Annotated in this window: 20 protein-coding genes and 2 pseudogenes; 21 read left to right on the top strand and 1 reads right to left on the bottom strand. The window is 42.7% G+C overall.

What is annotated here, in order from left to right:
* The 14 genes and pseudogenes from R0123_RS08475 to R0123_RS08410 form a co-directional block, all read left to right on the top strand.
* The coding region (locus R0123_RS08475) for a YadA-like family protein (RefSeq protein ID WP_323843747.1) at nt 1–1083 on the top strand (1083 nt) is incomplete at its 5' end.
* Nucleotides 1084–1724: 641 nt separating this feature from the next.
* On the top strand, nt 1725–2387 hold the full coding sequence (lolA, locus tag R0123_RS08470) for an outer membrane lipoprotein chaperone LolA (RefSeq protein ID WP_323843746.1): 663 nt from the start codon (nt 1725–1727) through the stop codon (nt 2385–2387).
* A 174-nt stretch (nt 2388–2561) separates the two neighbouring features.
* Nucleotides 2562–3176 (top strand): NADH-quinone oxidoreductase subunit A, encoded by a 615-nt coding sequence (ndhC, locus tag R0123_RS08465; protein ID WP_323843745.1) that lies wholly within the window; start codon nt 2562–2564, stop codon nt 3174–3176.
* Nucleotides 3177–3236: 60 nt separating this feature from the next.
* Entirely contained in the window at nt 3237–3896 is a 660-nt protein-coding gene (locus R0123_RS08460) for an NADH-quinone oxidoreductase subunit B family protein (RefSeq protein ID WP_323843744.1), read from the top strand.
* 5 nt (nt 3897–3901) lie between these two features.
* Nucleotides 3902–4384, top strand: coding sequence for a DUF4303 domain-containing protein (locus tag R0123_RS08455; RefSeq protein WP_323843743.1), 483 nt, complete (start codon nt 3902–3904; stop codon nt 4382–4384).
* Nucleotides 4384–4485, top strand: a pseudogene (locus tag R0123_RS08450) (NADH-quinone oxidoreductase subunit B); the annotation flags it as partial. The gene R0123_RS08455 and the pseudogene R0123_RS08450, both read left to right, overlap by 1 nt.
* Nucleotides 4486–4500: 15 nt before the next feature.
* Entirely contained in the window at nt 4501–4926 is a 426-nt protein-coding gene (locus tag R0123_RS08445) for a DUF6630 family protein (protein ID WP_323843742.1), read from the top strand.
* 58 nt (nt 4927–4984) lie between these two features.
* Complete coding sequence (locus tag R0123_RS08440) at nt 4985–5809, top strand: hypothetical protein (RefSeq protein WP_323843741.1); 825 nt, start codon at nt 4985–4987, stop codon at nt 5807–5809.
* 128 nt (nt 5810–5937) lie between these two features.
* Nucleotides 5938–7695 (top strand): annotated as a pseudogene (nuoC, locus tag R0123_RS08435) (NADH-quinone oxidoreductase subunit C/D); the annotation flags it as partial.
* 6 nt (nt 7696–7701) lie between these two features.
* Nucleotides 7702–8277, top strand: a complete 576-nt coding sequence (locus R0123_RS08430) for a flavin reductase family protein (protein WP_323842317.1) — start codon at nt 7702–7704, stop codon at nt 8275–8277.
* A gap of 482 nt (nt 8278–8759) precedes the next feature.
* Nucleotides 8760–9113, top strand: coding sequence for a hypothetical protein (locus R0123_RS08425; RefSeq protein ID WP_323843740.1), 354 nt, complete (start codon nt 8760–8762; stop codon nt 9111–9113).
* A gap of 195 nt (nt 9114–9308) precedes the next feature.
* Nucleotides 9309–10079: a sulfite exporter TauE/SafE family protein gene (locus R0123_RS08420; RefSeq protein WP_323843739.1), complete on the top strand. Its 771-nt coding sequence runs from the start codon at nt 9309–9311 to the stop codon at nt 10077–10079.
* Between the two features lie 43 nt (nt 10080–10122).
* The gene (locus tag R0123_RS08415) at nt 10123–10749 is read left to right on the top strand and encodes a LysE family translocator (RefSeq protein ID WP_323843738.1); all 627 of its coding nucleotides are present in this window, start codon (nt 10123–10125) and stop codon (nt 10747–10749) included.
* 29 nt (nt 10750–10778) lie between these two features.
* Nucleotides 10779–12074, top strand: a complete 1296-nt coding sequence (locus R0123_RS08410) for a S41 family peptidase (protein WP_323843737.1) — start codon at nt 10779–10781, stop codon at nt 12072–12074.
* Nucleotides 12075–12115: 41 nt separating this feature from the next.
* On the opposite strand, the gene R0123_RS08405 is transcribed toward R0123_RS08410, so the two are convergent.
* A complete protein-coding gene (locus R0123_RS08405) occupies nt 12116–13012 on the bottom strand; it encodes an AraC family transcriptional regulator (RefSeq protein ID WP_323842320.1) in 897 nt (298 codons plus the stop codon).
* Between the two features lie 148 nt (nt 13013–13160).
* Between R0123_RS08405 and R0123_RS08400 the strand changes: the two genes are divergently transcribed.
* From R0123_RS08400 to nuoI, 7 genes are all read left to right on the top strand, one after another.
* On the top strand, nt 13161–13499 hold the full coding sequence (locus tag R0123_RS08400) for a carboxymuconolactone decarboxylase family protein (protein ID WP_323842321.1): 339 nt from the start codon (nt 13161–13163) through the stop codon (nt 13497–13499).
* A gap of 270 nt (nt 13500–13769) precedes the next feature.
* Entirely contained in the window at nt 13770–14633 is an 864-nt protein-coding gene (locus R0123_RS08395; protein ID WP_323842322.1) for a cysteine hydrolase, read from the top strand.
* A gap of 827 nt (nt 14634–15460) precedes the next feature.
* Nucleotides 15461–15970 (top strand): NADH-quinone oxidoreductase subunit NuoE, encoded by a 510-nt coding sequence (nuoE, locus tag R0123_RS08390; RefSeq protein ID WP_323842323.1) that lies wholly within the window; start codon nt 15461–15463, stop codon nt 15968–15970.
* Between the two features lie 32 nt (nt 15971–16002).
* Nucleotides 16003–17460, top strand: coding sequence for a complex I 51 kDa subunit family protein (locus R0123_RS08385; protein WP_323843751.1), 1458 nt, complete (start codon nt 16003–16005; stop codon nt 17458–17460).
* The gene (nuoG, locus tag R0123_RS08380) at nt 17460–20717 is read left to right on the top strand and encodes an NADH-quinone oxidoreductase subunit NuoG (protein WP_323843736.1); all 3258 of its coding nucleotides are present in this window, start codon (nt 17460–17462) and stop codon (nt 20715–20717) included. Before R0123_RS08385 ends, nuoG begins: the two co-directional genes overlap by 1 nt.
* Nucleotides 20714–21739: an NADH-quinone oxidoreductase subunit NuoH gene (gene nuoH / locus R0123_RS08375; RefSeq protein WP_323842325.1), complete on the top strand. Its 1026-nt coding sequence runs from the start codon at nt 20714–20716 to the stop codon at nt 21737–21739. Before nuoG ends, nuoH begins: the two co-directional genes overlap by 4 nt.
* Nucleotides 21740–22294: an NADH-quinone oxidoreductase subunit NuoI gene (gene nuoI / locus R0123_RS08370; RefSeq protein ID WP_323842326.1), complete on the top strand. Its 555-nt coding sequence runs from the start codon at nt 21740–21742 to the stop codon at nt 22292–22294.

Below are 22294 nucleotides of genomic sequence, written 5' to 3'. Positions count from 1 at the left end.
AAAGGTGACACTGGCCCAGCAGGTCCTAAAGGTGATAAAGGTGACACTGGTGCCCAAGGTCCTGTAGGTCCACAAGGCCCAGCCGGTGGTCCTCAAGGTCCAGCAGGTCCTAAAGGCGATAAAGGTGATACCGGTCCTAAAGGCGACAAAGGTGACACTGGTGCTCAAGGCCCACAAGGTCCGCGTGGTGAAAAAGGCGAACAAGGCCCAGCCGGTGGTCCTCAAGGCCCAGCAGGTCCTCAAGGTCCTAAAGGCGATAAAGGTGACACTGGCCCAGCAGGTCCTAAAGGTGATGCCGGTCCACAAGGTCCTAAAGGCGAGCGTGGCGAACAAGGCCCAGCCGGTGGTCCTCAAGGTCCAGCAGGTCCTCAAGGTCCTAAAGGCGACAAAGGTGACACTGGCCCAGCAGGTCCTAAAGGTGATAAAGGTGACACTGGTGGCTTCCAAGGCGTCACTAAAGATGGTATGGCCATCACCAATGGCATAACCATCTTGGGTGGCAAGGGTACTTCTGGCCAATCAAACGCTGATAATCGAGTGATTACGCTTTCTAAAGATGGCTTAGTTATCACCGATGCATCAAGCGATAACAATGCTGGTTCTAACGCTGGTAATGCTCAGGTTGACGCAACTAAGGTTGCCCTTAGTAAAGATGGCCTAACCATTACAAACGGTACAAACCCACTGATTGGATTCACCAAAAATGGCTTGAACAACGGTGGTAACCGTATCACCAATGTTGCCGATGGCCGTGATGCTACCGATGCAGTAACCATGGGGCAGCTAGAGAGTGCAAAACAGCAAATCTATAGCGGCATTAACAAAATGGATACTCGTATCGGTCAGGTGGATAAAGGTGCCAAAGCAGGTATCGCATCAGCGATGGCATTCTCAGAAGCCGCATCAGTACCAGGCAAATGGACCTACTCGGTAGGTGCAGCACACTATGGTGGTCAACAAGCGGTGGCTGTATCTCTTCGCAAAACTGCAGATAATGGTCGTTGGTCGCTATCTAGCGGTATGTCTGCTGGTACCTCAGGCAGTGCAGGTCTGCGTATCGCCATCAGTGGTGTTATTGATTAACCTACTAAAGCTTGTATCTGGTGGTATGCCAGGTACAAGCCACCGACTGCGATTAACCCAACTTTTTTATATTTTGATTAAAAGATGTGGTTAATCCAGTCATGATCATCACATTTAAGTGGATCAAAACAAAAAAGACAGGTCTATCGACTTGTCTTTTTTTTGTTTTATTTTTAGGCATTCATGATAAAAAAATTAAAAAATTAATTAAAAAATATGGCAAAATAACCAATCATGTTTGATTTAATGAATATATTTTGGGTACACAATCATCACCGGCCAAATGATTGACCAATCTGTAACAATTCACTTCTTTTGGTTGCAATTTTCTAGTAGATTGCAACAAGAAAAACTGGCAATATGATCAATGATAACCAATATGAATATGATGCACAATGCTAATTTGAGCTGTTGATTTTACGATTAACTTTCAAATTAATTTTAAGATTGCAAGATTGAATTAAAAATTAAGTTAAGCGATATGATGCTATCAGCGTATTTTTTTGTTGATAACTGACGCATGATACATAATAATAGGCATCATTCATGTGGTTTATAGATAAAGATAAAAGTAGCACAATCACGGATATGATTTATCATGTCTAATAAAGCAGCATAATCAGCTGTATTTGGAGAAATTCATGTCAAAATTTGGTATCACAAAAGCCTTAGGGCTAAAACAATTTTTAAGCACAAGTTTAGTTTTGGTAACTACCTTGTTGGCATTGCCAGCCACCGCCCAGTCTGATAGCCAGCAAATGGCGGTAAAAAACTTAAATGCTCTGCTATCAGCAACCAATTCTATGACAGCCAACTTCACCCAAACGACCAAGGCAGGCAAGAAAACCACCAATTTTAGTGGTGTGATGGCGGTTCAGCGTTATGATCAATTTCGCTGGGAGACCAAGTCACCAGCCAATCAGTTGATCATCGCCAACAATGCGGTCATGTGGGTGTATGACCCTGATTTGGGCCAAGCCATCAAACAATCCATCGCCAATCAAATTGGGGATACGCCTGCAATTTTGCTGTCAGGGAATCCAGATAAAATTGCAGACAGCTTCCATATCACTCAGCCCAACAGTGCCAAAAACTATTTCAAGCTCATGCCAAAATCTGCCAATGCAGGGTTTAGTGAATTGTACATCAGCTTTTATGATGATAAGCCTGTACAAATCATTGTTTTGGATTTGTCAGGACAACAGACCACCGTTAAGTTTAGCAACATCAGTATTAATAAAAAAATAAACGCCAGCCAGTTTGATTTTAGCGTACCAAAAGGCACACAAGTGATCAGCCAATAAGCTGTTGAGTTTGGTGCTTTTTTGCTCTTGTTTATTGGCAAAACTTATAAAATAATTGCTATCTTTCATGAGTAATATGCCAAATTATGGTATAATGCGTCCCAAATTTGGGCGTGTCAAAAGGTTTGACCGCCCTTGAATTCATCATTCAAAAAAATCACGCAGGGGTGATTCATGTCAGCCGAATGGTCAGCCATTATCTATCTACTTGCCGCAGCAGGACTTGTGGCGTTCATGCTCATCATACCACGCCTTTTGGGTGGGCGTTCATCAGGCAATCAAAAACACGAAATTTTTGAAGCGGGGGTTAAGCCTGCAGGTTCTGCGCGCATTCGCTTGTCCGCCAAATTTTATTTGGTGGCGATTTTTTTTGTGATTTTTGATTTGGAAGCTTTGTATTTGTATGCTTACTCGGTCAGCGTGCGTGAAGTGGGGTGGGTAGGCTTTACCGCTGCTGCTGCCTTTATTGGCATTTTGTTTGTGGGGCTTGTGTATGAGATGAAATTGGGGGCGATGAACTGGGCGCCTGCCGACAAACGGGGCAAAAAACCACGCATTTTGGCACGCCCTGAGGGTTTTGACCTAGCCAGCATTACCGCCTTTACCACGATTGATGAGTTGCACACCGACCCAACTGGCAAAGTGCCTGCCCAATCGTCTGGGCGTATTTTTGTAGGGCGAAAAGACTTGCAAGCACTGCTTGAAAAAGACAAGCACGATATGGCAAACATTGACCATATCAATACCACAGGGCAGATTACCAGTATTGATTTTAAAAAGTCGGTTTGATTTTTCAAACCATATTCTTAGCCAAATTTTAGCCATTTATTCTAAGCCAAAAGAGCCACTATGAAATACACTTTTACTCGCCCCAATTTGGACAAAGACACTTATCCTAAAATCAGCCGTCAAACGGTGGATGAAAAAGAAGTAGAAAACTCGGTTTTTATGGGTAATTTGGACAATCTGGTTCACGCCGCCGCCAACTGGGGACGCAAAAACTCACTGTGGCCGTTTAACTTTGGCACAAGCTGCTGCTATGTGGAATATGCCACGACTTTGACAGCGGTGCACGATTTGTCTCGGTTTGGGGCGGAGGTGATTCGTGCCTCCCCTCGCCAAGCCGATGTGATGATTGTCGCTGGCACTTGTTTTGTCAAAATGGCACCAGTGATTATGCGTCTGTATGAGCAAATGCTTGAACCCAAATGGGTCATCTCAATGGGGGCGTGTGCCAATTCTGGCGGTATGTACGACATTTATTCGGTGGTGCAGGGCGTGGACAAAATCCTGCCTGTGGATGTCTATATCCCTGGTTGTCCGCCACGCCCAGAAGCGGTGATTCAAGCGATTATGCTTTTGCAAGAGTCCATTCAAAAAGAACGCCGACCGCTTGGCATTCATCTTGACCAAGGCGTGTATCAGCCGATTATGACCCCAGAGCGGGATAGAAAAAATGCCGAACGCATTGCGGTAAAAAATTTAAGAAGTCCTGATAATGTGGAATAGGAACTATGATACAATCAATTCAAGATGATATTTATCAAGCGGTTGCATTTTATTATCAACTTGCTAAAGAAAAATATCCAGATTTATCATCATTTGCGATTGTTACTGATGAGAGTTTTGATACATTTTTGATTGCGGTGAATAACAATGAATTTTTTGATGATTTAAAAAATGAAAAAGCTTGTGATGAATGTTATTGGAACACCGCAGAATGGCAAGATGAATGTTTTGATGATAAGGCTTTTAATTTTAATATAGAAAATATTACTGATTTTTTGAACAGTAAGGATTATGATGAGTTTGATGAAGACGAATTTCTTAACATCTGTTTAAATGCGTTAAAATCAATTCATAATGATAAGCGTGTTTGTGTGTTTGTGCATATTACTGATTTTAGTTCTAATAAAAAATTATATGATATTGTCAAAGAATTAAATGGTGATGAAGTTGCTGAAAGTTATAAAAATTATTACTTAGGTTGGAGTTAATGCAAGGTGTGTATCAGCCGATTATGACGCCTGAGCGAGACCGTAAAAACGAAACACGCATTGCGGTTAAAAATCTAAGAAGTCCTGATAATGTGGAATAAAATTGGAGTTTAACAATGAGTTTACCAAAACACCCAGAAAAATTCGCCAAATTTTTAAAATTGCTTAATCACTGCTATCAATTAAGTGATGAACAATTAAATGACATTCAACATACTTATCAAGAAAATGAATATGATGAGTTTTATGATTTGTTTAATTTACTAGCAGAAAATTTTGATTATCATAATGATGATTGGCGTTTTTATTCTGAAGATTTGTGTGATTATATTGGCAAGCGTATCAATCAAGCATTCTTTGTTGATGACGAAGAAGTATTGGGCGATATCAATGTGATTATCAATCATTTGGAAAATCAAACAGAATATAGTTTGTTTGGTTTGGAAAGTGGTGGTGATGATATTAACATTTGGCTGGTTAAAAAATCCGATAGACCCACATTATTAGAATTGGCTAAAAGTTTGGGTTTGGAAGTTTATTAAGCGATGGATTGGGTATTTGTTAAAAACCCAATGAATTTTAATACAAGAAGGCTAAAAAATGGTTATTGATATTCCTAAACATATTGAAGAAGTTATTATCAATCAAGCCAAAGAATTGGGTTTGAGTGTTTCTGAATTGATTGTACAAAAATTTACCCAACCCCAAATTTATAGAAATGTTAAAACATTGAATGGTTATTTAACTCCATTTCCAAGTATTGATAAAATTTTTGTAGAACACCAATCTTGGTTAAAAGAACACTTTTTGCCACTCATTTCCATTGATTTGGGAATGATTAATTATGAATGGCGTGGTCAAGTGGTTCATATGATAAACCCATTTGAGCCAGAAGACGGCGTAATTGGCGGTTGGACAGGCGAATTTCATAATGAATTTACGGGTGAAAATTGGTTGGCGTTTAGATTAACCGATGACAATCGTTATGAATTTTTGGGCGATGAAGGCTATTTTATAAGAAGTCCCATTCACGGCGATGAAGTTAATGAAAGTTTTGAAAAAGACATTGCCAAAAGCATAAAAAAATATCAAGCGATTAAAGAATTTTATGCCAAAAATGGTTATTTGGCGGATAATTGGAATGCAAAATCTGATGATGAGACCGAAAGAGAAAATTGGTTGGAGAGCGTTGGCGGTGAATTGGAAAATAATGCTGGAAATTGGTCATCGGGTTTAGAAATGCCCCAAGCGTTTTTTGGCGATTGGGATGATGATGAAAGATTGATAATTAGTCATAACGATAATCCATTCTATTTTATTGCTAGCGTACCTGCTTATAATTATGGTTGTGATGGGGCGGACTGGATTGTTTTATTGTATGAACCAATTAGTAAAATTGTTTTATTTACTTTTGATTGGACTTAATTGAAAGTTGCTATTTTAAACGGTGCGTTATACGCACCTTACAATTAAAAAATACTGTATGGTATAAATTTTAACCCAATTATTTTTAAACTCGCAAGCACCACGCAAGCAAACAAACACAAACAAAAGTTGGTATTATGAGCATTCACCACATTCACGATTTTGAGATTTTAACCGAGCTTAATGCAAAGTTTGACAATTTAACCGTTCAAGACACGGCAGACGGCATTCCCACCATTTGGGTGGAGCGTGGGCAAGTGCTTGATGTGCTTTTGTATTTGCGTAAACTGCCCAAACCCTTTGTAATGCTTGTGGATTTGTCTTGTATTGACGAGCGTTTGCGTAAGCACCGCTATGGACAGCCAGCCAGCGATTTTACCGTGTTTTATCACTTAATGAGCTTGGAGAGAAACTCGGACATTCGCATTAAGGTGGCGTTAAAAGATGGCGAGCATATCCCAAGTGCCACGCAAATTTATCCCAATGCCAACTGGTATGAACGAGAAGTGTGGGATATGTTTGGCGTGGTGTTTGACGGACATCCGCACTTGACACGCATTTTATTGCCCAAATACTGGGAAGGACACCCGTTGCGTAAAGAGTACCACGCACGAGCGACCGAATTTACGCCGTATTTTTTGAACTCTGCCAAACAAGAATTTGAACAAGAAAATTTGCGTTTTGTGCCAGAAGAGTGGGGAATGAAACGCTCTGGGCGTGATGAAGATTTTATGTTTTTGAATATCGGCCCCAACCACCCATCGGCACACGGTGCGTTTCGCTTGGTGTTACAGCTTGACGGCGAAGAAGTGGTGGACTGCATTCCTGACATTGGCTATCATCACCGAGGGGCGGAAAAAATGGCGGAACGCCAAACTTGGCATTCGTACATTCCTTATACCGACCGCATTGATTATTTGGGTGGGGTGATGAATGAGTTGCCCTATATTATGGCGGTGGAAAAATTGGCAGGCATCAGTGTGCCAGAGCGCGCCAACACCATTCGCATTATGATGAGTGAGTTGTTTAGGATTACCAATAATTTACTGTATTGGGGGACTTTTATTCAAGACGCTGGCGGAATGACGCCAGTGTTTTATATGTTTACCGACCGCCAAAAAGCCTATGACATCATTGAAGCGGTAACAGGCTATCGTATGCACCCTGCGTGGTTTAGGATTGGCGGTACGGCGATGGATTTGCCAAATGGGTGGGAACGCCTTGTGCGAGAGTTTTTGAATTGGATGCCAAAACGCATTGATGAGTATTTTAAGGCGACAATGACCAACACGGTGCTAAAAGGACGCACGCAAGCGGTTGCCCAATACGATGCCAAACACGCCCTAGCGTGGGGGGTAACAGGGGCAGGTCTGCGTGCCACAGGCGTGGAGTTTGATTTGCGAAAAGCTCGCCCCTATTTGGGCTATGAGAATTTTGACTTTGAAGTGCCAGTGTTTTATAACGGCGATGCCTATGACCGCTGTTTGGTCAAAATTGAAGAAATTCGCCAAAGTCTAAGAATTATTGAGCAATGTCTAAACAATATGCCATCAGGTGCCTACAAAGCCGACCACCCACTGGCGGTGCCACCGCCCAAAGACAAGACGCTCAAAGACATTGAAACACTCATTAACCACTTTATCTCGGTATCGTGGGGTCCTGTGATGCCAGCAGGCGAGAGTGCTTGTATGGTAGAAGGGGTCAAGGGGCTAAACAGCTATTATGTGGTGTCGGATAATAGCACGATGAGCTACCGCACACGCATTCGCACGCCCACCTTTGCCCATTTGCAACAAATGCCGTCTGTGATTAACGGCTCTTTGGTATCCGATGCCATTATTTATTTGGCAAGTATTGATATTGTAATGGCGGATTGTGATAGGTAAATGGTAATGCACAAACCAATTTCCCCCAAAATGTTTTATTATGGATTTCCTGTAATTTTATTAACAACCATTGATGAAAATAATAAAACAAATATTACACCCATTTCGTCCAGTTGGTGTTTGGGGGATAATGTGGTCATTGGGCTTGGCACGCAAGGAAAAGCTTATCAAAATTTAAAAATTTGTCAAGAAGTGGTATTAAATATTGCTGATGAAACTTTGTGGCAAAAAATAGAAAAAATTGCTCCGTTTACTGCTAATAAAAGTGCTGTAAACGAAAGTTATCAATTTTGTGATGATAAATTTGCAATTGGCGAATTTACTGAACAAAATTCATTAAAAATTAAACCAAAAAGAATTGCTGAATGCCCATTGCAAGCCGAGTGTGTTATTGAGTGCATTCACGAAAGAAACGGTTATGTCATTATTGAATTAAAAATTGTGCAAGTTCACGTCTTAGAAAATTTAATTTTTGATGATGATAAAATTAACCCAGACAAATGGCAACCGCTTATTTATAATTTTCGCCATTATCAAGGGCTTGGCGAATTGTTGGGCAAAAACTTTCGTGCGGAAAATTAGTAAGTAAGGTGCGTAATACACACCTTACGATTTAATAATGATGAAAATGAAAGAAATTAAACCAAATGATAGCAATAAAAAATCCTATACATATATAATCCAAAGGTAACAATGAAAGAAGTTTTTAAAACCATTAAAATTCATTTGCCAAAGGATTATAAATTTGACCGTGAATTTGCCAATAGTCGCTAATTAAAAATTGGCAAGAAGTAAGGTGCGTACCACGCACCCTTAAAATACCAAAGTTAAAAATAAATTTAATTAGATTTCCTGCGATACTAGGTTTTCCGTTCGCCCTGAGCTTGTCGAAGGGTGGCGGAAAACCGTTATGGTTCGACAAGTTCACCACGAACAGTTTTCCTTATTTAAAGGTTTCGCAGGAAGTCTATTTTGTTTTTAATTTAATATTTATCAAAATTAAACAGATAATTTTGGTAAAAAACGGTGCATAATACACACCCTTTAAAATCTAAGATATGTTTATGGGTAGATTACTCATAAATCTTGTGAGTGGTATTAGCTTTTTGGTTTTTTGCTATTGTGTGTATTTATATGAAAATGGAGGGCTTAGCAAAACAGTATTTGGCTTGATTTTATTTGTTATTATTGGTGTTGTTGGTTTGATGTCTGTGCTTGCCAATAAAACTATCTCAAATAACACCAAGACCCATTTACAAGGCAATCAAACAGCTCTAAAAATCAGCATTTTTACCGCTTGTATTGTGGTAAGTGGCTTATTGTATCAAGTGAGCGGTATGTGGCATTATTTAATCATCGTTTTATTTTGTGTCGTTGCCATTATCTTTGTGATTGCCAAACATCAAAAATCAAAATAAAAAGCCAATTGTAAAAAAGGTGTATGCCACACACCATTTTTTTCAAAAACTGATAGCAGTTTAAAATCAAGTCTTAAATTTGTCAAAAAAAGTGTATTATCAATCAAAGCCATATTCTGCAAGCAATAAAATTTTGATAAAAAATACAATATAAAGCATTGTAAATCAATAAAAAATACTGCATAAGGGACTGCCTTGCAACAAATAATACAATCTATTGTCTTTATTGTCGCTGCCATATTGCACGGCATTACGGGAATGGGCTTTCCAATGCTTGGCACAACCGCCTTGGCATTTGTAATGCCATTATCAAAAGTTGTGGCATTGGTAGCATTACCCAGTCTTTTGATGAGTTTGTTGGTTTTATGTAGCAATAACAAAAAAAGTTTTTGGCAAGAGATTGTTTATTATTTAAAAACCTATCAATTACTTGCGATTAGTAGTGTGATTGGCAGTATTTTGGGTGTAAAACTGCTTTTGGTGCTTCCAATATCTTGGCTATTTGTATTAATGGCAAGTGTTACGCTGTATTATTCATTAAATGGTCTTTTGGGTATCTACAAAAAAACAAAAACCATTCAAGTGGTTGCCAACTCTAAAAATATGATAATTTTTGGACTATTGGCAGGAATCATTGGTGGTGCGACCAATGCAATGTCCCCTATATTACTAATATTTTTATTTAGTGAAACAGACGATAAAAATCGTATAGCAAAAGCAAGCAACTTATGTTATCTTTTGGCGAAGATTGTTCAAATTTATATGCTAAAAGACCAGTATTTATTATTAAATAATCGTGAATATGGTTTAATATTTTTGCTTACGATATTATCCATTATTGGATTATATATTGGCATTTGGCTAAGAAATAAAATTAGTGAAACAGTTTTTAAACAACTTGTTTTTGGCATACTATTCATTTTGGCATTAAAGATTGGTTATAATGGATTTGTGGGTGTATTATAATTACCGACTGCCAATTTTTAGTTTTTGGATAAATGGAGAAATAATGGACTATACACTTTGGCTAGGATTTATCATCGCTGTGGTGGTGTTTTTATCCACACCAGGTCCTGTTATGGTAATGGTGGCAAGTCGTGCCACGACACACGGATTGTTGCCGAGCATTGCCACTATTTTTGGCACGAATTTGGCGTCTTTGATATTGATTGGTATCTCTTTTTTGGCGTTATTTGGCGTGGTAGGCGTTAATCAAGATTATTTGCGTGTTTTGACTTTGTTTGGGTCTTTGTATATTGCCTATTTTGCCTATGGTATATTTAAAGACAGCCAAACCATTCATCAATTAAAATTGGCACAAGATGATAAAGAATTATCCACGATTGGCTATATCAAACAAGGCTTTTTGGTGGGCATTGCCAACCCCAAAGACATTTTGTTTTTTGTTGGATTTTTTCCTTTGTTTTTTGCAGTCGCTGATGATAAGCTTATCTCAGCAGTGATATTAACTTTGACTTGGGTGGTATTGGATTATGGCTTATTGTTATTATACGCTTATTTGTTTGCCAAAATTGCCAATGATAATTTTATCAAAGTCAGTATGACACTATCGGCGGTGGTGTTATTATTGTTTGCCTGTTTTGGGGTAATAAGTTCACTGCGTGATTTATTATAAACCAGTATTTTATATTGAACGGTTAAAAAATGAAAAAAACCATTGTCTTACCCCTAATCATTGCATTATTGGCACTCACCGCTTGGGTATTTTATGACCCAGCCCCCAAACCCAATCCCAAGCCCTTTGATGTACAAAAAGCAGAAGATTTTGACTATGTGTTTGATTTAATCAAGCAAGAATATCCCTTATTGCAAGCCCAAAAAAACGCCACAGGCTATGATTTTGTTGCCGATTATGCCAAGCACAAAGCCCATATTATGCAGGCAAAAAATCCCACCGAGTTTTTCTTTTTGTTAAACGATGTGCTTGCCAAATTGGACAACGAACACACCCATATGATGACCAAAGCCGATGTGCAATACGCCATTGGCATTTATAGTCAAAGCAAGCACGACGATTATCGCTGGCAGATTTATACCCATTTGACTCGTGATAAACGCTTGCAACAAGCCTATGCCACCGAAATTGGTATAACCAAATCCCAAGAAGAACAAGCACGCCGTGAAAAAATCGCCAAAATTGATGCCCAAATTGCTGTGCCTGCCAATGTGCAGATGTTTGATGTTGTGCCCAATCAGGTGGGCTATTTGTCGGTGCGTGAGCTGACCCATTTGAGTCTACTGGATACGGACGAACGCCACGCTGTGATGCGTTATTTGCAAAAAATCAAGCATTACCCTGCTTTGATTGTGGATATTCGCACCAACACAGGGGGCGACACCCGCTATTGGACGCAGTTTTTGTTGCCTGCCATCACAGCTCGCCCCTTATCGCTTGATTTGTATAGCTTTTTTAAAAAAGGCACGCAAATGGACGCTTACAAAGCCACTCGCCCCACGATGACCGACATTGACCGCACGCAGGTGGCAAAGGCGTTGCCTGTGTCGGCAGATTTGGCACGGATTTTGGATACATTTGCCTATCAAGAAATTCAGCCTTTGCGTGTGGATATGGACCCAAACGGCATTGGATTTGGCGGTAAAATTTATCTACTGGTGGACACCGATGTGTACAGTTCGGCAGAAACTTTGGCGATTTTTGCCAAATACACAAAGTTTGCCACTTTGGTGGGGACGCCCACTCGTGGCGATGGTGTAGGCACTGACCCAATGATTGCGATTTTGCCCAACACCCATTTTGCTGTCCGCTATGCCAAACAGCTTGGGATTGCCCCAGACGGCACGATAAATGCCATTGTTGGCACACAGCCTGATGTACTGGTGGCAAATCCGCCAAACTTTACGCTCCCCACCGATGTCAATGTCGCCAAAAACGACCCTGTGATACAGCGTGCGGTGGGGTTGGCATTATCATCGCATTAGTAGCATATAAAGTCTGTTAAATGGCTTTTGTTATTTTGATGTCATTGCATTGATATTGGCGTTAGGCGATAAGTGCTTGGAGACACGCCATAATGTGCTTTAAATGCACGATTAAAATGGGTTTGTGAGCCAAACCCTGTCTCAATGGCAATTTGTAATACCGACTGCTGGCTGGTACGCAAAAGCCTTGCGGCATATTCAAGACGCATCGTTTTGACAAAAGTATGCGGTGCGACACCCAATGTCTTTTGAAATAGCCGAATGAGTGTTGAGCGAGATAAATGCAATTTTTTACACATTGCAGGTATGCTAAAATCATCGTCAGGCTTATTGGCAATTTGGGTAATCAATTCTGACAGCCTAGGGTGCTGATGTGCCTTTAATACACCACCTAATTTTTCATTAGGCAAAGCACGCAACACATATACCAGTATTGACTGGGCTAAATTATCCACCAAAAACGCATTGCCAATTTGATTGGGGTTTTGAGCTTCATCACTCATTAACTTTACCAGCGGATGCAGTGTTTGTTCATTTAAGGTTACAATAAAAAAATCTGGCAGATTTGCCAATAAGCTACTGTGTTTGTCGGCATAAAAATTTAAGCACAGCATTGTGCAATCGGTCTGGTTGCCAACTTGATTGACCAAAAATGCCCCTGACATACTTTGGATAGCACAAGTGGCATCAACCAAGCGATGGGTGTCAGCATTGGCATTTTGTATGCAGTGGTTTATCCCACAAAACAAGGCAATATCACCTGCTCTTAAAATGTGAGTTGTGTTTTTTACCGCAAGTTTTACCGCCCCTTTGGTTACGATATGCAACATCATTTGCCCTGCTGTGGGCTGTTGGTCTATCTGCCATTCACCGCCCAAGCGACAATCCATATGCACGCCTGCACGAAGTTGTGCCAGCGTTAATAAGCTACCTAGCATACAATCCCCCAAATGGATTAATTGTACTAATTTTTGAGACAAAAGGGTAAGTACAACAAATAAAAATCTTTATAATAGCACCACCGCAATGCAATTATACTTGAATATTGTGGTTAATCAAAAACTAATTTTTAATAAGGGGACTATTATGTCTTTTGCTGACTGGCAACAAATCACCAATCACACCAAACAATCTTTTGGTAAATTGGGCAAAACCAACCCAAAAATGCTAGAAGCCTATCAGGCTTTGGACAGTGCAGCCGCCGCCGAAGGGTTGGACGAAAAAACCCGTGAGCTTATTGCAATCGCTGTTGCCATAACCACTCGTTGCGAAAGCTGTATTGGCGTACACGCCCAAAAAGCCTTAGCCGCAGGTGCAACCGATTCTGAGATTGCAGGGGCATTGGCAACTGCCATTTCATTGAATGCAGGGGCTGCTTATGCGTATTCCTTGCGAGCTTTGGAAGCGATAGAATCGCATAAATAAAAGATTTGTACTAAGAGCTTGGGTCAGTATTTTTTAACACTTAAAGAATACTGACTTTAAAAGATAGCAAATTTAAAAATGACTACAATCAAAGAGGGCTGAATTTAAAAAATTTTGGGTTTAAAGATAATCTGGGTTTAAATATAATAAACTTATCTTTAAATTGATTGTTTTTTTATCAGCAGTATTTGATTGATGAATAGTGTTGAGTTTATTCACAGTATTTAATTAACAGTATTTTAATTAACAGTATTTTATTGAGAGGCAGTTATGCAAAACACAGATTTAGACCAATCGCCAACCGCAAATGATGCGGTGCAGATTGACAAAAACCGCCGTGATGCCTTGGGTTTTGGTACAATCGCAATGGCAGCTGGTGTAATGGGTGCGTTGGGCATTGGCAGTAATGCGAACGCCAAGACAACCACAGCCACAGCAACCGACCCCTATGCTGAACCAAAACAGTATGGGTTGGAGCGACCTGGCATGACCATCAATCCTAAGCGAGTGGCTTTGGTGGTGGTAGACCCACAAAATGATTTTTTAAGCCCAAATGGTGTGATGTGGGAGGTTTTAAAAGACAGTATTCAACAAAATAACACCGTAGAAAATATAGAAACGCTTTTTAAAGCCGCAAAAAAAGTGAATATGCCTGTTTTTGTGTCGCCACATTACTATTATCCCACCGACCATCAGTGGCAATTTATGGCACCAGGTGAAAACTTTATGCACAAAACCAATATGTTTGCTCGCAAAGGGGCTTATACAATGGAGGGTTTTGAGGGGTCTGGTGCAGATTTTGTTGAACGCTACAAAAAATATATTTATGACGGCAAAACGGTTATCGCATCGCCACACAAAATTTTTGGGCCAGAGACCAACGATGTGGTATTGCAATTACGCAAGCATAAAATTGACCAAGTCATTTTGGCAGGTATGGCAGCCAATTTATGTATTGAATCGCATTTGCGTGAATTGGTGGAGCAAGGTTTTGAAGTGGCGGTGATTAAAGATGCCACCGCAGGACCACGCATTCCTGAGGGCGACGGTTATTTGGCGGCACTGATTAATTACCGTATCATTGCCAATGACCTTTGGACAACCAAAGAAGCGGTTGTCAAAATGGGTGCTTAAACGCTGTTTATTAAAAGCTGTTTGTCAAATACCATTTATATCTACAATAGTAGAAATTTAACACAGTAGTTAGACTAAAATAAGCAAATCAGCTCATATCAAAACGCACAAAAAACGCTTTTGTGCGTTTTTTTGTTTTTTTTGGATAAGTTTTTTGGGTAAATATATATATCTATATCAATTATTAGATTTCCTGCGATACTAGGTTTTCCGTTCGCCCTGAGCTTGTTGAAGGGTGGCGGAAAACCGTTATGGTTCGACAAGCTCACCACGAACGGTTTTCCTTAACTTTGGGGTTTTGCAGGAAGTCTAATGAATAAACAAATGCAATAAACAAATGCAATAAATTAGCAACTTAAAACAACCCATTATCAAAAAAACAGCTAACAACACGGCGAATACCGTAATGAAATAACCAAAAGCAATGAAATCATCAAAGTCCATACAATAACCAAAACCAATAGCCAAGCTCCATAAAGTCAAGCGGTCAAGCAATTAACCGTTAATTAGTTAGCGTTAAGTGATTAACAGCCAAGCAGTCAAATAAAGCAGTCAAATATAAGCCAAAACTAAACTGGCCAAAACTTGTCAAGTATTTGAAATTAGCTATTTGAAAATAGCACCAAATCTTTTAGAGTGGCAAAAGGATATAGCACGGTGGACGGTGGCAAAATAAGAATAATTCTTACTAAATACTTACACAAAATTTTGCACGGTAACTTTGTGTAAAATTTGAACGCAACACTGTGTAAGTTTATGTTATAATACACGAATTTAGCCAGCAGATGTAGCCAGCTTCGGCAAGCTGTTCATAAAAAAGGTCTTTTATGAAAATTGTAACCAGTCAGACCCCCAAAGTTGCGGTGTCCGCCATCTTGACGCCCCAAGAAATTGACGGTATTAACGAATACATTCATCATTATCCGCAGGCACGCGCGGCGGTGCTTGATGCCTTAAAACTTGTGCAAAAACGCAACGGTTGGGTGGACGATGCCCAAGTGCTTGCCATTGCCAATATGTTGTCTATCGCTGTCTCTGATGTGGAAGGCGTGGCGACTTTTTTTAACCGCATTTACCGCCAAAAAGTGGGACGGCACATTATTTTGCTGTGCGATTCCATTGCGTGTTATTTGACTGGCTTTGAAGCGGTGGCGGACGAATTAAAAAGGCAACTAGGCATTGATTTTGGTCAGACCACACCAGACGGACGCTTTACTTTGCTCCCCATTTGCTGTCTGGGCAATTGCGACAAAGCCCCTGCCATTTTGATTGATGAAGACACTTATGGACCGATTGGGGCAGATGAAGTTGCCAAGTTATTGGAGCAATATCAATGAATGATACGCCAATGCACGATACAATGAGCCAAATGCACTATCACACAACCAACAACAAAGCCGATTTGGTAAGCCAAATCACGGCACGCCAAAACGGACTTGCCCCCAGTCAATTAAACCGCCAAAAAACGCCCATTTGGGGCGTGGGCTTGGCAGACGGACAACTGCCCACCATTAAAAGCCACCCGTTGACTTTTCGCTTGGCACATTTTGATGCGGTGCTAAATTTAGCCGATTATCAAAGTTTGCAAGGCTTTGACGGACTTAAAATCGCCCTATCCAAAACCCCAAAGGAGGTGGGCGAGATGATAAAAACCGCCAATGTGCGTGGGCGTGGTGGGGCAGGTTTTAACGCAGGTCTTAAATGGACCTTTATGACACCCCCAGACGGTGGCGTACGCTATTTGATTTGTAATGCCGATGAGATGGAACCTGGCACTTTTAAAGACCGCCTGCTTATGGAGCGACTGCCTTTTCAGCTGATTGAAGGAATGCTCATCACCGCCTATGCCATTGGGGCAAGTGTGGGCTATATTTTTATCCGTGGCGAATATATTTTGGCGGCGGAACGCTTGCAAAAAGCGGTGGACGAGTGTATCGCCAATAATCTGCTTGGTGAGCATATTCTTGGCGCCGATTTTAGCTTTGATTTGCACATTCACACAGGGGCGGGGCGTTATATTTGTGGCGAAGAAACCGCTTTGATAAACTGTTTGGAAGGACGGCGAGCCAACCCACGCACCAAACCGCCTTTTCCGCAAGTTTCTGGGGCGTGGGGTCGTCCTACCGTGGTCAATAATGTAGAAACACTCAACAATATGCCTGCCATTTTGGTCAATGGCGTGGAGTGGTATTTGGATTTGCCCAAGGCAAAAGGCAAATCTGACACCCCTGGTACCAAGATTATGGGGTGTTCTGGGCGTGTCAAAGACGCAGGGCTTTGGGAGTTGCCTTTTGGCTATACCGCACGAGAGATTATTGAACTGGCAGGTGGTATGCAAGACGGCTTGACCTTAAAAGCGTGGCTACCAGGGGGTGCAAGTACCGATTTTTTGACCGCCAAAGATGAACATCTTGACCTTGTAATGGACTTTGACCCCATTATGAAAGCAGGCTCACGGCTTGGCACTTGCCTGATGATGGTGGTGGACGAAACCCAAGATATGGTCAAATTATTACACAATTTACAGGTGTTTTTTCAGCGTGAAAGCTGTGGTTGGTGTACGCCGTGCCGTGATGGGTTGCCGTGGGGGGTCAAGATTTTGCACGCCTTAAACACAGGGCAAGGGCAAGACGGCGATGTGGAAAAACTTGGCGAGCTGACAAAAGATTTGTGGCTGGGTAAAACCTTTTGTGCCCACGCCCCAGGAGCGATGGAGCCTTTGATGTCGGCACTAAAATACTTTAAGCACGAATTTGACGGCAAAATCAGCACCCATACGCCACCCCCCACAGTTACGCCAACAGCACAGGCACAAGGAGACGCATAATGGCAAAGATTTATCTAGACGGCAAGGTCTATGAAGCGGACGGTGCGGACAATTTGTTGTCGGCGTGCTTGTCGTTGGGGTTAGATATTCCCTATTTTTGTTATCACCCTGCCTTGGGGTCGGTCGGTTCATGCCGTCAATGTGCCGTCAAGCAGTACAACAATGAAGAAGACCGCCAAGCAGGGCGTGGTCGCATCGTGATGAGCTGTATGGTGCCAACCAACACCGACCTGTATATTTCTATTGACGATGACGAATCGTTGGCTTTTCGCAAGCGTGTGGTGGAATATCTGATGACCAACCACCCCCACGATTGCCCCACTTGTGAAGAAGGGGGGCATTGTCATTTGCAGGATATGACTTATGCGTCTGGGCATAACCGTCGCCGTTATCGCTTTGTCAAACGCACCCACCAAAACCAAGATTTGGGGGCGTTTATCAACCACGAGATGAACCGCTGTATTGCGTGTTATCGTTGTGTGCGTTTTTATAAAGACTATGCAGGTGGCACGGATTTTGGCGTGTATGCGTCCGCCAACCGAGTGTATTTTGGGCGTGAGACGGACGGACAATTGTTAAGTGAGTTTAGTGGCAATTTGACCGAAGTTTGCCCTACAGGGGTGTTTACCGACAAAACCCACTCTGACCGCTACAACCGCAAATGGGATATGCAATACGCCCCCAGTGTGTGTGCAGGGTGTTCCACAGGGTGCAACATTTCAGCAGGCGAGCGTTATGGCGAATTAAGACGCATTGAAAACCGCTACAACCCTGATGTCAATGGCTATTTTTTGTGCGACAAAGGGCGGTTTGGCTATGGCTATGTCAATTTGGCAAACCGTCCACTTGCACCGCTTGAAAAAACCAAAGTGCAAGGCACGCACGCAAACGGCACGCATATCGTGGTGAGTAGTGAGTTTGCCCTAGACGGTGTGGCACAGTTATTAAAAAACAAAAGCGTGATTGGTATTGGTAGTCCCAATGCCAGTTTGGAGAGCAATTATGCCCTAAAAACACTGGTGGGCGATGCACATTATAGCACAGGGCAGACCGCCCACAGCCAACGCCTTGTGGCAGACAGCGTGTCGCTACTTCGTCATCACAGCGTGCATAATGTCAGCGTGGCACAAATTGAAAAAGCCGATTGCGTGCTTGTATTGGGCGAAGATGTTACCCAAACCGCCAGCCGTGTGGCATTGTCTATCCGCCAAGCTGCCAAAAACAAAGCGGTGCAAATGGCGACCGCCCTAAAAACCCAAGAATGGCTTGCCGAGCCTGTCAAACGCATTGGACAAAACCAGTACAGCCCCATTTATGTGGCAAGCGTGGCAGACACCAAACTGACCGACATTGCCAAAACCGCTGTCGTGGCAGACATTGAAGAGATTGCCACTTTGGGCTACAAAGTGGGCGATGTATTGGCAAGTTTTGGCGATGATTTGGCACAAATTGTCCAAGATGAAGAAGCGATTTTTGCCAAAGAACATACCGCCAATTTGCACCCAAACGACATTGACAAGGCGTGGGACAGTTTGGATTATTTGGCACACCATATTGCCTATGATTTGTTGATGGCAGACCGCCCACTCGTGGTGGCAGGCACAAGCCTTGAATCGTCTGCCATTGTCAATGCCACAGGCTACATTTGCCAAATGTTAAGCCAAAAACGCACCCAAATCAAAGTGACCGAACGCCAATATTTAGAAGTAGAACAAGCCAAATTATCCGCTCAAACCGACACCCCCACCCACAATCCAGAACTGCTTGCCAAACCTGAACACCCTGCCACCGATTTGCCTGTCAAAGACGAAGCCCGTGTGCGTAAGCCAATGCACAGCCTTGCCCAAAATGAGTCTTATGCCGACAAAGCAGGTGTGTATATGGTATTGCCGTGTGCCAATAGCGTGGGGCTGGATTTGCTTGGCGGTAAGCCAATAGAAGAAGTGCTGGCAGGCGACTTTGAAGTGGCGCTGATACTAGAAAACGACTTGGCAGGGTTTAGCCAAAGCCAAAAAGACAAACTGTTTGCCCATACATTGATTGTGCTTGACCACCAACGCTATGACTGGCACGAGCGTGCCGATTTTGTCTTGCCTGTGGCGTCTTTTGCCGAAGGCGATGGCACTTTGGTGTCTGCCGAAGGGCGAGCTCAGCGGTATTTTGCCGTGTATGACAAAAAGCACTATTTACCCCACACCGACATCAAAGATGCGTGGCGGTGGCTGTTTGCCATTGGTGATACCCTAGGACAAAGACACGGGCAAAGACAGGGACAAGGGCAGGGCGTGCCACATTTTGATGAATTGCTTGATGAATTGGCAAGCGTCAATCCCAATTTGGCACTTGTCAAACAAGTTGCCCCCTTGTCTGATTATCGCATTACAGGACTAAAAATTGCCCGAGAGCCACGCCGTTATTCAGGGCGGACATCACTGCGTGCCAAACTCTCCATTCACGAACCAATGCAACCTAAGGACGCCGATTCTGCCTTGACCTTTTCAATGGAAGGCTATGTGGGCGAAGAAACCGATGCGTCTGTGATTCCTTTTGCGTGGAGTGCAGGGTGGAATTCGCCACAAGCGTGGAACAAATTACAAACCAAAGTCGGTGGCAACCTAAAAGGCGGTGATGTGGGCATTCGCTTGTTTGATTATTTGCCCAAAACCGACACGCATTATACCGCCCAAACCGTCCATAAATACCCTGCCAGTAGCGTGTTTGCAGGGCGTGCCAAACTGGTGCCGATGTACAATTTGTTTGCGTCCAATGCGTTGGTGGCATCAAGTCCTGTGGTGGCAAGCCAAATCAAAGCTGCTTGTTTTTGGGTCAATGCCGACGATGCCAAATTGTGGGGGCTAAAAGACGGCACTTTGCTACAAATTGACCAAAACGAGCAAAGCATTGTCCTGCCTGTGGCGGTGTGTGATTATGTGGCGGACGGCTGTATTGGCTATATTGCCAATCTTGTGCCGTTACACGCTTATTTGCCTGCCAGTGTCAAGCAAGTGGACGATGTGCCTGTGTTTGTGCCGATGTACGCCCAAAGGGTGCAGGCGGTGGCAGGCAAGCGCGCCCCAAGCCTTGCCATTATCAACACCAATGGCAAAACCGACACCTTTAACAACCAAAACCAAACGGTCAAGGTGGATTTGAGTGCCAGTCAAGTGATGCCTTTGCCACACACGACCGCAAGCCTACCAAACACCAACACACCAAACACCAGCACACCAAACACCAGTACAGGAGTAGCCCAATGAGAATTGTCCCTGATGTGCCGTCTTTTTTGAGTGGCGTGCTTGGCTTTGAAGCGTGGTCTTGGCTGTTTTTGGGTGTGCAAGCGGTGGTCATTTTTTTGGGGCTTGTCATTACCGCAGCCCTTATGATTGTCTATGAACGGCGAATGCTTGCCCTTTGGCAAGACCGCTATGGACCAAACCGTGTGGGTTGGCAAGGCTCGCTCCAACTTGTGGCAGATATGCTCAAAATCTTTTTTAAAGAAGATTGGACACCCAATTTTGCCGACAAATTTATGTTTACGCTTGCCCCTGCCATTGCGATGTTTACCGCTTTGGCAAGTTTTGCCATTATTCCGTTGTCGCCCACTTTGGGGGTGGCAGATTGGGACATTGGCTTGTTGTTTTTCTTTGCAATGGCAGGCTTGGCAGTCTATGCGGTGATGTTTGGCGGTTGGGCATCTGCCAACAAATTTTCGCTATTGGGTGGATTAAGAAGTGCTGCCCAAACCATAAGCTATGAAGTGTTTTTGGGCTTGTCTTTGATGGGGGTTGTGGCACAAGCAGGGTCGTTCAATGTGCGTGATATTGTAGAGGCACAAGTGGGCGTGTGGAATGTGATACCGCAGTTTTTGGGCTTTTTGACCTTTGTGGTGGCAGGCGTGGCAGTCACGCACCGCCACCCCTTTGACCAACCAGAAGCCGAGCAAGAATTGGCAGAAGGCTACCATGTGGAATACTCTGGTATGAAGTTTGGTATGTTTTTTATTGGCGAATATGTCAATGTGGTACTCATTAGTGCCTTGATGACTTGCCTGTTTTTTGGGGGGTGGCTTGCACCTTTTAATCTACACATTCCCTTTGTGCCACCTGTGTTTTGGTTTTTGATTAAAACGTTGTTTTTTATGACTTTGTTTGTCTTGGCTCGTGGGTCGCTTATGCGTCCACGCTATGACCAAGTGATGAATTTTGGCTGGAAAGTGTGTTTGCCTGTAACGCTGGTCAATTTGCTTGCCACGGCGTTTTTTATTTTGATGGTGAATTAAATGTTTGCAACTTTAAAAAACACAGCGGTGGGCATTTTTACCCTTGTGCGTTCTATGTGGATGGTAAATAGCCACGCCACTCGTCCCCGTGATACGGTGCTGTACCCAGAAGTGCCTGCTAGCGAGATTGTACCGCCCCGTTTTCGTGGGCGGATTGTGCTGACACGAGACCCAGACGGCGATGAACGCTGTGTGGCGTGCAATTTGTGTGCGGTGGCGTGTCCTGTGGGCTGTATTAGCCTACAAAAAGCCGAGCGAGAAGATGGGCGTTGGTATCCTGAGTTTTTTCAGATTAATTTTAGTCGCTGTGTGTTTTGTGGTATGTGCGAAGAAGCGTGTCCAACCACCGCCATTCAGCTGACCCCTGATTTTGAATTGGGCGAATACAACCGCCAAAATCTGCTGTATGAAAAAGAGCATTTACTCATTAGCGGTACAGGCAAATACCCTGACTATAATTATTATCGTGTCACAGGAATGGCAACTGATGGCAAACCCAAAGGAAGCCACGAGCGTGAAGATACGCCCATTGATGTACGGAGTTTGTTGCCGTGA

The organism is Moraxella sp. Pampa (assembly GCF_035181385.1).
GTDB lineage: Bacteria > Pseudomonadota > Gammaproteobacteria > Pseudomonadales > Moraxellaceae > Moraxella.
This window is presented reverse-complemented; position numbering and strand designations above follow the sequence as displayed.